This is a genomic window from Methyloglobulus sp., assembly GCF_046714055.1.
In the GTDB taxonomy this organism is placed as follows: Bacteria; Pseudomonadota; Gammaproteobacteria; order Methylococcales; family Methylomonadaceae; genus Methyloglobulus.
On record NZ_JBKKBJ010000041.1, the window covers coordinates 1 to 14,448 of the forward strand.

Annotated in this window: 17 protein-coding genes; 9 read left to right on the top strand and 8 right to left on the bottom strand. The window is 48.4% G+C overall.

Features of this window, described 5'->3' with window-relative positions; all coding sequences use genetic code 11:
- Positions 1–120 precede the first annotated feature (120 nt).
- From ACLQ6D_RS02420 to ACLQ6D_RS02445, 6 genes are all read left to right on the top strand, one after another.
- A complete protein-coding gene (locus tag ACLQ6D_RS02420; protein ID WP_411725663.1) occupies positions 121–1,764 on the top strand; it encodes an ABC transporter substrate-binding protein in 1,644 nt (547 codons plus the stop codon).
- Positions 1,761–2,642 (top strand): ABC transporter permease subunit, encoded by an 882-nt coding sequence (locus ACLQ6D_RS02425; RefSeq protein ID WP_411725664.1) that lies wholly within the window; start codon positions 1,761–1,763, stop codon positions 2,640–2,642. The genes ACLQ6D_RS02420 and ACLQ6D_RS02425 overlap by 4 nt, the downstream gene beginning before the upstream one ends.
- Positions 2,635–3,150: a hypothetical protein gene (locus ACLQ6D_RS02430; protein WP_411725665.1), complete on the top strand. Its 516-nt coding sequence runs from the start codon at positions 2,635–2,637 to the stop codon at positions 3,148–3,150. The genes ACLQ6D_RS02425 and ACLQ6D_RS02430 overlap by 8 nt, the downstream gene beginning before the upstream one ends.
- 189 nt (positions 3,151–3,339) lie before the next feature.
- Complete coding sequence (locus ACLQ6D_RS02435; RefSeq protein ID WP_411725666.1) at positions 3,340–4,479, top strand: SIR2 family protein; 1,140 nt, start codon at positions 3,340–3,342, stop codon at positions 4,477–4,479.
- Positions 4,479–4,925: a hypothetical protein gene (locus ACLQ6D_RS02440; protein WP_411725668.1), complete on the top strand. Its 447-nt coding sequence runs from the start codon at positions 4,479–4,481 to the stop codon at positions 4,923–4,925. The genes ACLQ6D_RS02435 and ACLQ6D_RS02440 overlap by 1 nt, the downstream gene beginning before the upstream one ends.
- A 15-nt stretch (positions 4,926–4,940) precedes the next feature.
- The gene (locus ACLQ6D_RS02445; RefSeq protein ID WP_411725669.1) at positions 4,941–6,137 is read left to right on the top strand and encodes a radical SAM protein; all 1,197 of its coding nucleotides are present in this window, start codon (positions 4,941–4,943) and stop codon (positions 6,135–6,137) included.
- Between the two features lie 253 nt (positions 6,138–6,390).
- Here the strand turns inward: ACLQ6D_RS02445 and ACLQ6D_RS02450 are convergent, their stop codons facing one another.
- The gene (locus tag ACLQ6D_RS02450; protein ID WP_411725670.1) at positions 6,391–6,894 is read right to left on the bottom strand and encodes a transposase; all 504 of its coding nucleotides are present in this window, start codon (positions 6,892–6,894) and stop codon (positions 6,391–6,393) included.
- A gap of 586 nt (positions 6,895–7,480) precedes the next feature.
- Between ACLQ6D_RS02450 and ACLQ6D_RS02455 the strand changes: the two genes are divergently transcribed.
- The 3 genes from ACLQ6D_RS02455 to ACLQ6D_RS02465 all read left to right on the top strand — a co-directional run bounded on the left by ACLQ6D_RS02455 (position 7,481) and on the right by ACLQ6D_RS02465 (position 8,734).
- Positions 7,481–7,834 carry a DUF6398 domain-containing protein gene (locus ACLQ6D_RS02455; protein ID WP_411725671.1) on the top strand — a complete coding sequence of 118 codons (354 nt, stop codon included), beginning with the start codon at positions 7,481–7,483 and terminating at the stop codon, positions 7,832–7,834.
- Between the two features lie 109 nt (positions 7,835–7,943).
- Entirely contained in the window at positions 7,944–8,225 is a 282-nt protein-coding gene (locus ACLQ6D_RS02460) for a DUF1778 domain-containing protein (RefSeq protein WP_411725672.1), read from the top strand.
- Entirely contained in the window at positions 8,222–8,734 is a 513-nt protein-coding gene (locus ACLQ6D_RS02465; protein ID WP_411725673.1) for a GNAT family N-acetyltransferase, read from the top strand. Before ACLQ6D_RS02460 ends, ACLQ6D_RS02465 begins: the two co-directional genes overlap by 4 nt.
- 636 nt (positions 8,735–9,370) lie before the next feature.
- On the opposite strand, the gene rapZ is transcribed toward ACLQ6D_RS02465, so the two are convergent.
- The 7 genes from rapZ to kdsC form a co-directional block, all read right to left on the bottom strand.
- Complete coding sequence (gene rapZ / locus ACLQ6D_RS02470) at positions 9,371–10,228, bottom strand: RNase adapter RapZ (protein ID WP_411725674.1); 858 nt, start codon at positions 10,226–10,228, stop codon at positions 9,371–9,373.
- A gap of 67 nt (positions 10,229–10,295) precedes the next feature.
- Entirely contained in the window at positions 10,296–10,586 is a 291-nt protein-coding gene (gene hpf / locus ACLQ6D_RS02475) for a ribosome hibernation-promoting factor, HPF/YfiA family (RefSeq protein ID WP_411725675.1), read from the bottom strand.
- Between the two features lie 48 nt (positions 10,587–10,634).
- A complete protein-coding gene (locus tag ACLQ6D_RS02480) occupies positions 10,635–12,080 on the bottom strand; it encodes an RNA polymerase factor sigma-54 (protein WP_411725676.1) in 1,446 nt (481 codons plus the stop codon).
- Positions 12,081–12,109: 29 nt separating this feature from the next.
- Positions 12,110–12,835, bottom strand: coding sequence for an LPS export ABC transporter ATP-binding protein (lptB, locus tag ACLQ6D_RS02485; RefSeq protein ID WP_411725677.1), 726 nt, complete (start codon positions 12,833–12,835; stop codon positions 12,110–12,112).
- On the bottom strand, positions 12,792–13,367 hold the full coding sequence (lptA, locus tag ACLQ6D_RS02490) for a lipopolysaccharide transport periplasmic protein LptA (protein ID WP_411725678.1): 576 nt from the start codon (positions 13,365–13,367) through the stop codon (positions 12,792–12,794). The genes lptB and lptA overlap by 44 nt, the downstream gene beginning before the upstream one ends.
- Positions 13,354–13,923 carry an LPS export ABC transporter periplasmic protein LptC gene (lptC, locus tag ACLQ6D_RS02495; protein ID WP_411725679.1) on the bottom strand — a complete coding sequence of 190 codons (570 nt, stop codon included), beginning with the start codon at positions 13,921–13,923 and terminating at the stop codon, positions 13,354–13,356. Before lptC ends, lptA begins: the two co-directional genes overlap by 14 nt.
- Positions 13,920–14,444, bottom strand: coding sequence for a 3-deoxy-manno-octulosonate-8-phosphatase KdsC (gene kdsC / locus ACLQ6D_RS02500; protein ID WP_411725696.1), 525 nt, complete (start codon positions 14,442–14,444; stop codon positions 13,920–13,922). The genes lptC and kdsC overlap by 4 nt, the downstream gene beginning before the upstream one ends.
- Positions 14,445–14,448: the final 4 nt, after the last annotated feature.

A 14,448-nucleotide genomic window follows, 5' to 3' on the forward strand; every position in this document is an offset into this window, starting at 1 on the left:
CGTCTACGTCATGGAAGAGGGCAGTTTAATTGAAACAGGTACGACGAGTGAAATTTTGACCCACCCAAAAAAAGATGCGACAGTTCGACTACTTCACGCAGCACAGGCGTTGGGACTACCATGAACAAGAACTCGCTAAGAATAAAATCGAAGTTTTGGATTGCGGGCCTGATTTTAATTTTTGCTACGGGTAGCCTATTGACGTGGCAAAGCTATAAATCCTCCAGCCCAACCCCTGAACCCATAGTTCAACTCCGCGATATTTTGCTGCTGTCGCAAACTCAAATTAGCTCCTTCGACCCATTAGATGCCTTTCACGAAGGGCATATTCAAATCGTCAAACAAGTTTACGAGACCTTGACCGATGTCGATGAACATGGACAATGTGTCCCTCTGTTAGCCGACAAATGGGAGACAACCGATAATAAAATCTGGCGGTTCCACCTGAAAAACAACGTCTTCTTTTCAACCTCGCCCATTTTTGCCACCAAAGCCGAACGCCACCTCGAAGCGGCGGATGTGGTTTACAGTTTTCAACGCTTGCTAAGCCCGGAATCGAAGTCCTTGGGTGTCGCCTATTTTCGTGATATTGCCGGACTCGACGAATATCGGGCTAGTAAACAACCGTCCTTGCGCGGGGTTAGGGCTATTTCAAATGATGTCGTCGAATTCGAGTTGACTCAACCCGATGCAGGCTTTTTCTGCGTCGTATCCCTGCCTTTCGCCAGCATTGTGAAACAACAAGCCGTGACGCGCCTCGGCGAAGATTTCAAACTCAAACCCATCGGCACAGGGTCATTTCTGCTCACATCCTATGAACCGGATCAACGGGTCGTCCTCAGCCGAAACCCTGATTTTCGCCAAGGCCCAAATGAGCCGACGAACCCTGCCGTTGAGGAAGTTCGTATCCAACTCACGCGGGACGAGAATGCCGCCTATGCCGCATTCAGTAATGGAGCCACTGACTTTCTCTCGCTCGATTTCGCTGGGCTGACCCGCTTCCGCCAGCAGGCAAATGTTTCCACGGCACCAATCGTTTCCCAGCCGACCGCGAAGTTGCAGTTCTATCTGTTTAACCTCAAAACAGTCGCCAAGTCAAAGGTTCGGCATGCCATCTCGGCAGCGGTAAACCGGGCGAAGATTCAGGAGCTTATCGGCGATTCCGGGCTAATGGCCACATCCGTTTTTCCGGCCGCCATCTTCCCTGAATTATCGGGGAAACATCCGGCGCTGGATTCGACTAATTTCAAATCTGCCCATAAAACAACGCCAAAACGCAAAAGGCTCGCCGTATTACGGCTAGTTTGTTTCAACGACACACTCTCGCGTGCTGTAGCCTCGCGTATCGCCGACGATCTGCAAGCCGAGGGCTACACGGTAAAGATTGAGGCTGCGGCTTTCCCGGTTTTGGTTGAGAGACTGACGCGGGGAGAATACGATTTGATCCAACTGTATTGGGGGCCGCTCTATGCGGAACCCGCGCATTACCTTGGGCCGTTCCTGACCAGCCAATTTCCGCCCCAAGGCAATAATTTCAACCAATACTCCAACGCCTCTTTCGACCAACGTATCGCATCCGCCAAGGCAAGTAGCAACGCTGCAACCCGCCGCAAGCTATTTCTCGAAGCGCAAGACGTGTTGCTGAAGGACATGCCGCTGCTGCTCCTATATTTCGAGAATCTCGTGCGGGTCTCGGATAATAAATTCACCCTGCCGACGCATCCGCTGCTGTACCGGCGCTACAGCCTGGCTCAGCCACAATGAAAACGGCATTGTGGAAGCTTGCCCTCGTGCGTTTGGCGGCTATCCTGCTGACGATGGCACTCTTGCCGCTAATCCCTATCGCTGCCGTGAAACTGGGTTTTACCTCCCCCGAATACTTACATCGCGGCGTCTTGCAGGGGCCTGCTTCTACCGGAACGGAAACTAGCATTGTCCAAGCCTATGTCGAAACCACGCAGGGACTCATGACCGCGACGCTGGGAAATTCGTTGGCGACGGGGTTGCCGGTTGGCCGCTTGCTTAAAGGTAGCCTGGAGGCGACAGCCCCGATTCTGGGCATAGCCTTGTTACTCTCCATGAGCATCGGACTTCTATTGGGCATTGCCGCCGTTTTGGGACGTGGTGGGGTCTGGCTTCTTTCGGTCGCCATGGTGGTCGCGTGTGTACCGATAGTAGTGCTGGCTTATCTGGCGCTGGAATGGTTGGGAGCATACACTGAAAATGCTGTGATTCGGCTGCTTGTCCCTGCTGTTTTGCTGTGCCTTTATCCGGCTTACCTGATTGCCGGCACCACTCGCGCCACGCTGGCCGACTTGTCCGCCAGTGAAAACGCCCAGTTCCTGCGCGCCTGCGGATTCAGCGAGCAAGACATCCTCGTTTCACAGGCACCCAAGCCCTTGCTGTTGCGCTTGCTGGCGTTGGTTTATCCATCCCTGCTGTATGGCTTGAGCTTTTGCTTCTTTGTCGAGGCTCCCTTTGGCATCCCCGGCTTCGGCCAACGGTTCCTCAACGCGGTGCAGGCGCTCGACTACCCGGTCATCATCGGTTTTTCCTTGAGTGGCTTTCTGCTGCTGACGGTCGTTGAACTGGCCTTGGCACTGGTACAAGCTGCCTGCGATCCGCGTTTACGCCATGGCTAAGTCATTCCTGCAACCGCCCTCCTGGAACCATTGGTTTGGAACAGACTTGGCAGGCAAGGATGTTTTCCAAGCCTGCCTCATCGCCACCGTGCTTGAATTGATCACGCTTGTGGTGGTCGCGGTCATGCTGCATACATTGACCTTGGTTGTTGCCGGTTTGTTTGGTGTTTCATCGAATCGCTGGATACGGACAGCCTTGCCGCAAGCTACACATCTTTGGTCTACCTTGCCACATTTATTGCTGGTGACACTCATCGTCGTCCTGATTGGGCCAGGGCAATTGCAACTCATGGTAAGTATGTTGGTAACCTTGTTAGCCGCGCATGTGATGTTCACCCTCTCTGTTCTGGGAAGCAGAGCGTCAAGACTTCATTACCGCCAAATTGGCATTGGGTTTGCCGCATATCCATATATTGGCGCAAGATGTGGTCATCTGGGTGCATCACAGGCTCCTGCCATTCACCCGCGCCCGGTTGCCGGAGATCGTAATGCTGCATCTGGCCCTTAGCTTTTTGGGGTTTGGCATGCGCCCGCCCGGGGCTTCTCTGGGAAGAATGTTGTTTGACGGCTTGCCGTTTATGTTTGCGGGTTGGTGGTTGTGGGTGTTCCCAGCGGTTTTGGCCGGAATCGCTCTTATTTGCGCGACAACTCTCTCTTCGAAAGTCGTTTGGCTGAGGGGAAACATGGAGGATTTCGAATGACTTCGCTCAGCGATATCAAGAACTCTTTTCAAGAGGGTCGATTGATTCCTTTCGTGGGTGCAGGGTTTAGCATGGTTGATTCCAAGGCACCTAGCTGGAAGGAACTTTTGGCTCAACTAGCTCTTGACTTGAATTCTCGCCAGAAGCTTATATTTTACAGTCTGACTGATAATCTCGAACAGGCAGAATACTACAACAAAGTACGCCCAGGAAAGATAATAGATAAAGTGAAAGCGATACTGGACAGCCACCCCAACAGCCCCGATTCACTTGAACCTCACAAGTTGTTGTTGTGCAATTTCGACCGTATCTATACAACGAATTACGATAAGTATTTCGAGGATGTTGCTTTATCGCTGAGTATCGAGGTTCAGAACGTGCCGACGTTGCCTCTGTCGCCATCGTTCCATCCATATATTACAAGAAACCCTAGTTCAAACAGAACACCGTGTGTGCATAAACCATCGCCGCCATGCAGCAGCCATAATAACGCCCGTCGATTAGTGAAATATCATGGAGACTACCGCGTTCCGAAAAGTCTGATTCTGACCGAAACAAGCTACTTCGAGCGTCTATTGGATGCCGATGCCAAGGACATGCTCTTTGCGGGCGATGCGTTGTTCTATGATTTCCTTTTCCTCGGCTACAGCTTTCAAGACATTAATCTGAAATACACCCTACAACAATTGGAACGTACATTTGAGACACTCGGAAATACCATAACTGGAAAGCGAGGGCGACGGGAAAATAAGTTTTTCATCTTGCGCACGGCTGATCATCCGAGAAACCACTTCCAGGACATCGCTTACAAGCTGAAATCATTGGATATGAAGAAGAATGTAAAAGATGGCTTCGAAAAATCTGGATGTCAGTTAAAGTCATTTAAACGGATCAACGGTGAAAGGCTCTCGGTTGAGGGATCGGCCAGTAATTTTTTGTTTTCATCATTCCCGGCAGTGTGGGCTTGTACAGAGGTCGATTCCTACTGCAAATGTGCCACCCGAGACTGTTCTAAAGTTCACCTTATAGGGCTTTCAGGAAAAGAAGATGAGATCACAAAGGCAGCCAAAGAATTCCGCGCTCAGGTTCTCAACGAAGGCTTTACAAATTTTCTAAAAGATTTAGGATGCAAATAATGAAACCGACAGTAAATGAAATCGCTACGTTTTTACGGAACCTTTTAAGTGATGGGCGTTTGCATACGGCGGACATCGAGATTTTGAAGGCCCACGCCAAGTTGCCAAACCGTAGCGGTGTGAATTGGGAAATTGCCAAAGCAGCTTCCAAAGGTGTGGTTAAACAGTGGTCGTGTGACCTCACACAAGAAGTGAAAAAGCGCAATCCCCAGTGGCAACAGGAACCAACTTGGCACACGGTGGATTCCTTACAGCGGTGGCTAGGCCATGCCCTTGCTGAAAGGTTTCCTTACTATAATTCCCTAATCCAAGAGCGGCAAAACCACACCAAACGCTGGTGGATGGCGTTAGGGGAATCTGTCGATACACAGACAATCAACGGCAAAGTCACGGCGAGTCGGTTGCGCAATGAGATTGCGGAAGCGCTGGATAAGCTGACAATATAATTGTGGAGAAAGATCATGGCAATCGGATTTTCAGGTAGCAACGGCGGCATCACCAACCGCCAACACCAAATCACCCTCAACGACCTCGAACTGGCGGCGCGTGGGCGGTTTTTTTCACCGCCGCTCGAAGTTTCATACTTCGCCAACAACGTCTGCAACCTCCGCTGCCAACATTGCTATGTGGGTTATGAGCGCGAGGATGGCGGACTGGACGAGGCGGAGTGGGTCGATGTGTTCGAGCAATGCTTGGCGCTGGGCGCGTTGACCTTCGGCAATGTGGGCAAGGAACCCACCCTGTGCTGGGATAAGTCGGTTTCCCTGATGCGTTGGCTGGCGGAACGTCGGCGCTCGGTCACTCGCTTACGCTTTGGGTTAGTGACTAACGCAGTTCGGCTAGACGAGCGCAAAGCCGCCGATTTAGTGGAGCTTGCCCCCGATTATCTCGACATCAGCTTGGATGGCGTGGGCGAAACCCACGACGCGATACGCGGCAAAGGGAGTTATCGGCAAACCACGCGCAACATCGCCGCCTTGCCGCCCGAACTGCGGGAAAAAGTGTTCATCAGTTTCACCGCCAACGAATGGAATGCCGACTCCCTGCCTGCGTTAGTTCGGGAAGTCGCCCGCCTCGGCGTTAAAAACATGCTCGTTTCGCCGTATGTGTCGCGGGAAAACAGAAACCCAGATGACGATGATGCGCTGCTAGCCACCGATCACCGTTTGGTACACTTATGTAGTGAATTGGCCGAAGGCCGACTGGTGGACTTTTCCGGTTTGGACAACTTCAACATTTATGTGAAGAACGATTACACCACGCGGCTTTCGCTGATGAATACCCTGGCCCAAACCGGCGTAATCAACTTTGCTAACCTTTGGGAAGATGACTATGGGGTCATTTTCACACCTTATAAATTTGGAACGAACCAAGTTTATTTCAGCTATCTGCCATTTGAAACCACGTTCCGCAAAGCCATCCGTTTCAGCCACGACGGTTTCATCGGCAACTGTTATGACATGTTTTTCCGCGATTACACTCAACGCACTGTAGGGAATGCCCGTGAAATCAGGCTTGCCGATCTCTACCAAGAATTTGAAAGCGGCTTTCTTGCGGATAAGGCGATCCAGACAAAGTATTCAATCTCCTCTGGAGAAGGGATTATTAAGGTATTAGGGAGTAAAGAAAACCAATACGAAGGTTTGATAATGTATTAAGAATTATGATGCCAATTTGGTAGCACCATCGTCTGCTTTGGATTTTATTTGGTATTATGTAAAAAGTTAGTGTGTGGCTGCAATGGGTCGAAAGCTACAATTAGCATGAACCCAACAGGCCGGACGGGATATTCATCCCGTCCGTAACGTTTTTCCTTACCTTCCCACCAGTAGTAATGTCGCCCATCACCAAATGATCGGAACGGGATAAATAGCAGATCCCGCTTAGATTTACCCAAAACTCCACCATAAGTTATCCGCCGAGAAACCTTACGGCCAACGGCGAGCAGGGATTTGCCGAAGACCAAATCCAGTGTTCAGGACGCCCCACATAGCTCTTTCTCACCGGATTTTCATGGATGTAATTGAGCTTCTGCAGATAGAAATCCGGATTTTCGATCTTCTTCGGTGCGTTGGTATCCATCCAGAACCGATACTTACCCTCATCATCCACAAACAACTTCAAAACGCTGGGTTCCGTGGTTTCGAGGTTGCTCTTGAATTTCCCGGAGGTAAACCGTTTGAAGTCACGCAGGAATCCACCCATGTCCGGGGACGTGGCGATGAGATGGATGTGATTCAGCATAAAAACATAACCATTCAATTCGAGCCCTTTATCCTCCTGGCAGTAACGCAGCGACTCAGCCAAAATCTGCCAGCGGTTGTGACGGTCAAACAGGTAATACCAGCGCTGGATCGTCAGCGTCAGGTAATAAGTCCCAGAATTCAGGTTAACGGCTACACGGCGTGAAGGCATGGTATTGGTTTCCTCTAAAAGCTTTAAATTTCACTATGTCTATATCCAAATTTATATGCCAGACGGGATATCCCGTCCGTAACATTTCTCACGACCCATCCGTTGGCGGTAACGGCACCCATCGCAAAATCTGGGGACGGGGTGCATACCCCGTCCCGCTCGTGGATGCTTGCGAACCCCAACGTTCTACCTCACACACGTTCACCCGCTTCCAATTCGGATTCCTGAACACCAGCCCACCAGGCCGGACGGGATATTCATCCCGTCCGCAACATTTCTCTCATGACCCACCCGTTGGCGGTAACGGCACCCATCGCGAAACGTGGGGACGGGGTACATATCCCGTCCCGCTCGTGTTTTTCGGTCTCGTATGACACAGGGCACCTTTTTGGCTCTCGTATCAGTCCCGCTCCGTTTTCCATACCCCGTCCGCTCATACCCCGTCCCGCTCCAGGCGCATCCTTTCCCATACCCCGTCCCGCTCAGGGTCGTTTCCCAATGGCGCAATACGCCAAGGCTATTGCGCCTTACGCGGGTTGAATAACCCGTCCCACTCGGAATTCCGTGCGTCGAAATACCATCACCGTTGTTAAAGGGTAAAGAAAATGTTTGGGCGGCCGCTGCTGTACACGCAGTTGGTCGTGTTAACTTTCTGGATGATCCATCCCAATCACCTCATTGCAAAGCCAGAGCTATATATGAGTTTTTTGGTATCGCTGAGAGCACTGGACAAAACAAGTCAAAGGAAATAAGGGATATCCTAAATATGGGACCGATGTCGCCCGAATGGTCTTTACCCAGTCAACTAATCAATAATCCTATGGTTTGGATGTTGCAAGTCGATGGCATAGTTGTTGATATTCGCCAGGCACCAATTGAATTACAAAAGTTTGCCTTTGAAGAAGGATATATCCCCTTTATTCCTTCCAAACAGCGATAGATGTTGAGTTACAGTGCATGGTATTTACCTTAGAGCTTTTGCAATATTCTGTATTGCAATGTTCTATACAAAAATGTATGCTGTACTAATATACATTTGGAATATAACTATGCCACATATACAAACCAAAGAAGCGGTTTCCATCAATATCCGTGCCAAAGCTAAGCAGCGTGATCTCATCGACCAAGCTGCGACTCGTTTAGGTCGTAGCCGGTCTGATTTTATGCTTGAAGCCGCCTGTCGTGAAGCGGAAGACGTATTGCTCGACCAAGCTTTTTTCTCAGTCGATGCAGGCACATTTGCTAAATTTCAGGTGTTGCTCGATCAACCACTACCGCCGACTGATAAATTACGCCGGTTACTCAAGACAAAAGCTCCCTGGGAGAAATGATAGCGTTTAATCTCAAGCCGCCCTCACCGATTACGGCTGATCACGAGCTGGCAAATTTCGACAGTGGTGAATTGTTCCTGAACGAATGGCTTAGGAAGTGTGCGTTAAAAAACCATGCGACTGGAGCTTCACGCTGCTTCGTGCTTTGTTCTGGAAACACTGTCATCGGATACTACAGCCTATCAGCTGGAGCTATAAGCCATGAGGTCGCACCAAAGGCGATGCGGCGCAACATGCCTAACCCGCTGCCAGTCCTCCTGCTTGGTAGGCTCGCCGTCGATAAGCATTACCACAATAAGGGTATCGGTCAGGCATTGTTGCGCGATGCGATGATTCGGGCAGTCAACGTCTCTGGCGATGCTGGCGTTTTCGCCATACTGGTTCACACCCTTACTGACCAAGCCAAGCAGTTCTATCTGTCGCGTGGCTTCGTAGAATCACCTTTACAGCCGATGACCCTTATGATGACGATAGAAACAGTCAGATCAATTTTGTCTGAGCCTGATTGACAACAGGGTAACTCGTAGCAATTAATAAAGTGTTTGAAATGATCCGATTTAGGTCGGCCTGAGTTGTTCAAATTTCCCTAATTTTTCAATTCCCCTTACGACTCAAAAATGTGGATAATTTTGCCATACCTCCCTAAACCTGAAAACTATAATTCAAATCAAAGGACTGCTTTGGGAAAGTTTTGACGGTGCTTTCAGTGTCGCCTTTGGGTCGAAAGCTACAATTAGCATGAATATTAGAATGACTGCTTTTGTTTGTCAGAGTTTATTTCACAATTTAGTATGAAACTTTATTACTTGAATAATTGCAGATTAACAAGCAAGCCTCCATTTCAGTATGATACTTTATTTTTTAAGAGTCGAATTTTTCAACGGTAGAATACGGAATACAGCAGTTCTCAGTATGAAACTTTATTACTTTAAGACATCTGTGTTCAATAATGTTTTTGCCTGATTTGGATAATATATCATTTGCTTATTATTGTCGGTTTTTTGATTCCCCTCACCCTAGCCCTCTCGGCAACTGCTCCCTGCGTTGCCCTACCTCCTGCATCCATGCAGTCGTCCAGCAGGAGAGGGGACGAAAGCGCCCAATGAAGTGCGATAGGTATACTTCCATTGTCTTGAATGGATTCTTCAGTTGAGTTCGCGGTGACGGACAATCACATTTAGGGTAGGGCTTTTGAACTGCTTCGAGAGTGAATCAACCAGATAAACTGAGCGGTGCTGACCCCCAGTACAACCAATGGCTACGGTCAAGTAACTACGGCCTTCCGCTTCAAACCTCGGAATCCAACGCTCCAGAAAATCCGTAATATCTTGGAAAAACTCAGCAACAAGGTCTTGGCCTTTCAGAAAATCGCTAACTGGCTGATCTTTGCCTGTCAACCCCCTCAATTCAGGTATCCAATAGGGATTCGGTAAGCCACGTGCATCAAACACAAAATCAGCGTCCAAAGGCACCCCGTTTTTGAAACCAAACGACTGAAATTGCAGGGAGATATGCCTGATGTCGCGCTCACCAATTTGGTCTTTTACCAAGTCGCGGAGCTGATGGTAATGGGTTCGGCTGGTGTCAATGACGACGCTCGCGTGTCGGGCAATAGGCACCAGCATCTCTTTTTCAATTTTTAACGCTTCTTTTAAAGGAAGATTAAAATCCGTAAGCGGGTGTTTTCGGCGAGTTTCGCTGTAGCGCTTCAATAAGGTCGATTCTTCAGCCTGCATAAAAATGATCTCGCAATCAATCCCCTTACTGCGGATCAAGCGCAGACTGTCCGAAAAATTCACCAGGCTTTCGCTTTGGTTCCGTGCATCAATGCCAATGGCGGTTCTTGCATAGGTGCTTTTATCAGCCATCATGACATGGCTAATAAAATCTTCCAGCAGGGTAATGGGCAGGTTATCGATACAGTAATAACCGCAATCTTCCAGTGTTTCTAAAGCAATACTTTTGCCGGAACCGGAAAGGCCGCTAACAATAATCAACTTCATAAAATCTGAGTGAGGGCAATGGTGCAAAGTACAACAAAATGTTCAACTTTGCACCATATTGCTGGCATTACCGATGGCTTCCGACTTTTTCCTTGTACTTGGTAATCTGTCGATCCAGTTTATCGACCATATCGTCAATGGCCGAGTACATGTCTTCCTGATGGTCTTCTGCAAACACTGTTGCCCCGTTAATATGCACCGTGGCCTCCGCTTTTTGCATTATTTTTTCTATGCTCAATATAACGTGTACATCAGTAACATTATCAAAATGGCGCCCTAACTTATCGAATTTCGAATTGACGTGCGCTCTTAAAGAGTCAGTAATTTCTAGGTGATGTCCTGTTACTATGACTTGCATGGAATAAACTCCTTTACTGATGGATAATTAGTTTTAGACGAGTTAGCCTTATAAGGTACGTTTTCTCTCGCTTGATGAAGAAACAAACATCGCCTCGCGATATTTTGCAATCGTTCTTCTCGCAATGTTGATCCCCTTTTCATTTAATAAATCCGCGATTTTACTGTCGCTTAATGGCTTTGCCGGATTTTCATTGCCGACTAACTCTTTAATAAAGGCCCTTATGGCCGTGGATGAACACTCACCTCCTTCTTCAGTTGAAACATGGCTGGAAAAAAAATATTTAAATTCCACAATCCCGTTAGGGGTATGCATATACTTTTGGGTAGTGACCCGTGATATGGTCGATTCATGCATATCCAATTCTTCGGCAATGACTTTTAAGACCATGGGTTTCATGGCAATAGGGCCGTGTTCAAGAAAATCCGTTTGTCTGGCTACGATAGAACGGGCAACCCGCAGTAGCGTATCGTTGCGTCCTTGTAAGCTCTTGATGAACCATTTGGCTTCCTGGTAATGTTCTTTCATGCACAGATTGTCTTTACTCTCATCGGCTTTTTTTATCAGCGCTGAATACTCAGCATTTATACGCAATTTTGGGGCGCATTCCGGATTTAGGTTAACCAACCAGATGTTGTTCCGTTTGCTTACGTAGACATCGGGTATGACGTATTCCGATCCTGATTGTTGTATTTGCAAACCCGGTTTGGGATCGAGCGTCCTGATAAGCGCGACGATCTTATCAAGATGTTCCGATGGTACGCCCAGTTCCCGCATCAGCGCCGTCCGGCCATGGTTAGCCAACAGTTCCAAGTGGTCTGTAACAACGGTCAGCGCCTCTCTTCTATAAGGAGTTTGCACAGGCAGTTGCATTAATTGAATCCTAAGGCAATCCTGAAGGTCAACAGCGGCTACGCCTGAAGGATCAAAATTTTGCACCCTGTGCAATACGGTTTTGACTTCATCGTAATCCAGGTCGTCAATTTGACCTTGCAAACCCTGAAAAATTTCCTCAAGACTGCTGGTCAAATAACCTTCGTCATTGATGGAATCTATAATTGACAGGGCTATGTCGTGATCGCGTTCGGAAAACGGGGTCAGTTCCAGTTGCCAGACCAAATGGTCTAGCAACGTCGAAACCCCGCTGCGCTGCGTTTCAAATTCAACCGCTTCACTGCGAGCCCCACCCACGTCACCCCCATCTTCGTAAACATCATCCCAAGACGAATCAATGGGTAGCTCATCGGGCATTTCAGTTTGTGAACCTTCGCTGGTGAGGGTGTCGGTATTTTCAGTTTTCTTTTCTGCCAATACTTCAATGGACTGAAAACTGCTGTCTTCCTCGTCCACTTCCAGCATCATGTTCGATTCAAGCGCCTGCTGAATTTCCTGCTGTAAATCCAAAGTGGACAATTGCAGCAACCTTATCGCCTGCTGCAATTGCGGCGTCATCGATAACTGCTGGCCTAGCTTAAGATTTATTGAATGTTTCATAAACGCATCACATTACCTGTGAGTAAACATCATAACTTGAAATTATTGCCTAGATAAACCTTACGCACTTCCTCATTGGTCACGATGGAATCCGTGCTGCCTTCAGCAATAACCCTGCCTTCATTAAGTATATACGCACGGCTGCAAATGCCTAGTGTTTCCTGAACATTATGCTCGGTGATCAAGATGCCGATCCCCCGGTCTTTCAGGTGCTCTATGATTTTTTGTATGTCTTCGACCGATATGGGGTCAACGCCGGCGAAGGGTTCATCCAGCAAGATAAACTGGGGGTTACTCGCCAGCGCCCTGGCAATTTCAACCCGCCGCCGCTCACCGCCGGACAAGCTCAAGGCCATTTGCTTGCGTAAATGTGGAATATGGAATTCTTCCAGCAACTCCTCAATAATCAGTTCCATCTGCCCTTCCGTCAAATCTGGACGGATTTGTAAAACCGCCCGTAAATTATCCGCCACGCTGAGTTTGCGGAAAACCGAAGGCTCCTGTGGCAAATAGCCCACGCCCAGCTGCGCCCTCAAATGCATGGGATGATGGGTGATGTCTAGTGAGTCCAGCAAAATTTCGCCTTCATCGGCCTTGATGAGCCCCACCATCATGTAAAAACTGGTGGTTTTCCCTGCGCCATTAGGCCCTAACAAGCCTACCACTTCACCGGTATTGACATGCAATGAAACACCATTGACTACATTACGTTTATTGTAGGTTTTGATCAGGTGTTTTGCTGCTAGTGTTGCCATTCTTCTTATAACCCGTTTTATTTTCGGTTTTTTGTTTGGGCTTCAACAGGACGTGGACGCGCTTGGCATCTGAGGACTTTTCACCTGCTTTCACGATAGAACGCTTACTATCATATTCAATTAAGTTACTGGAATAAGTGGCACTGCCCTGCCAAACCGTCGCATCATCAATGAGGATCAGTAGATTCTTCTTGGGGTAATACTCGCCGGTTAAGGCTTCACCCGTTATGTCTTCTGCGCCTGGGTTGGGCGTTTGTTTAAATTTCGCCTTATTGCCAGTAAACACTAATTTTTCGGCATAGCCATCAACAAAATAGACCACCAGCTTGTCCGAATTGACCTTTATACTGCCCTGAACGGAAATGACATTGCCCGTGTAGGTGCTGGTAGCGCTGTCATCATCATACGTTGCGGTATTGGAATCAATGGTTATGGGCTGGTCGGGATCGCTCTCCAATGCCAATAACAAGGAGCCATAACAGCTCGCTAATAGCGCCCAGCAACAGCTTATTATTATTTTATTTTGTTTCATATTTACCTTTCACTTTCGACAGCAACTCCAAATGGATAGGCTCCTTAAACGTCACCTTCATCCCTGTGCCTGTGGTGATGTTTGGTGGGCTGATTAATTCAGCCCACGCCTTTGTTTCTGCATAACTGGTTTCTGGACTGACCATTAAATTGGAAGTATTTATGATAAGCAGCCTGACTCCCTCGGCCTTCGCCCGGTTAACCGTGACTTTACCGTTCAACTGAAGCTTCTTTCCGTCCTTGGACAAAACACCGGTCGCGGCTTCAACGATCCAGGGCGGCGTTTTTTCGTTAAGAAAATGCATGACTGGTTTCTTCGTGTGGGTCGCCCAGTAACCCGCATAATGGTTCATCTCTTCCGCCATTAACTTGCTCTTCAACTTGCCGGTTTCATCCATGTCCCATTTGGTATAACCCTTACTGAAATAGTCCGGACTTGTTCGTGAATCTGTTACTTTACTCGTTTCGACCAATCCTGAGTATTCCGCCAGCCACCAGCTTAGCAACGCCAAGATTGCCAGGAACACATAAATGAATTTTTCTCCAAAGTGCGTCATTTCAGGTACGCATTCAAGACACTATCAAAATTCCCTTGCGCCTGCATAATAAAATCGCAGACTTCCCGCACCGCGCCCTGCCCCCCCGGCAAGGTGGTACACCAATCGGCCCGTTCTTTGACAGCGAAATTAGCGTCATTAACGGCAATCGCCAGGCCGACCCGCATCATAATCGGTAAATCTAGCAGGTCATCGCCTACGTGTGCAACCTGTTCCGGTGTTGTGCCTGTTTTCTCCAATAACTGGACAAAGGCGCTTTGTTTGTTTTCATGCCCTTGATAGACATAGCCAATCCCCAAGCTTTTCATGCGTAACGCGACTGAATTTGAATGACGGCCTGAGATGATCGCCACTTCCACACCAGTTTGCCGTAACAGCTTGATACCATGACCGTCACGGGCATGAAAACATTTGTATTCAGTGCCTTCATTATCGAAAAAAAGCCGACCGTCAGTTAACACGCCATCGACATCCAGGATCAATAATTTCAGCTTTTTGGCTTTTTCCAGGACTTGCGCCATCGCC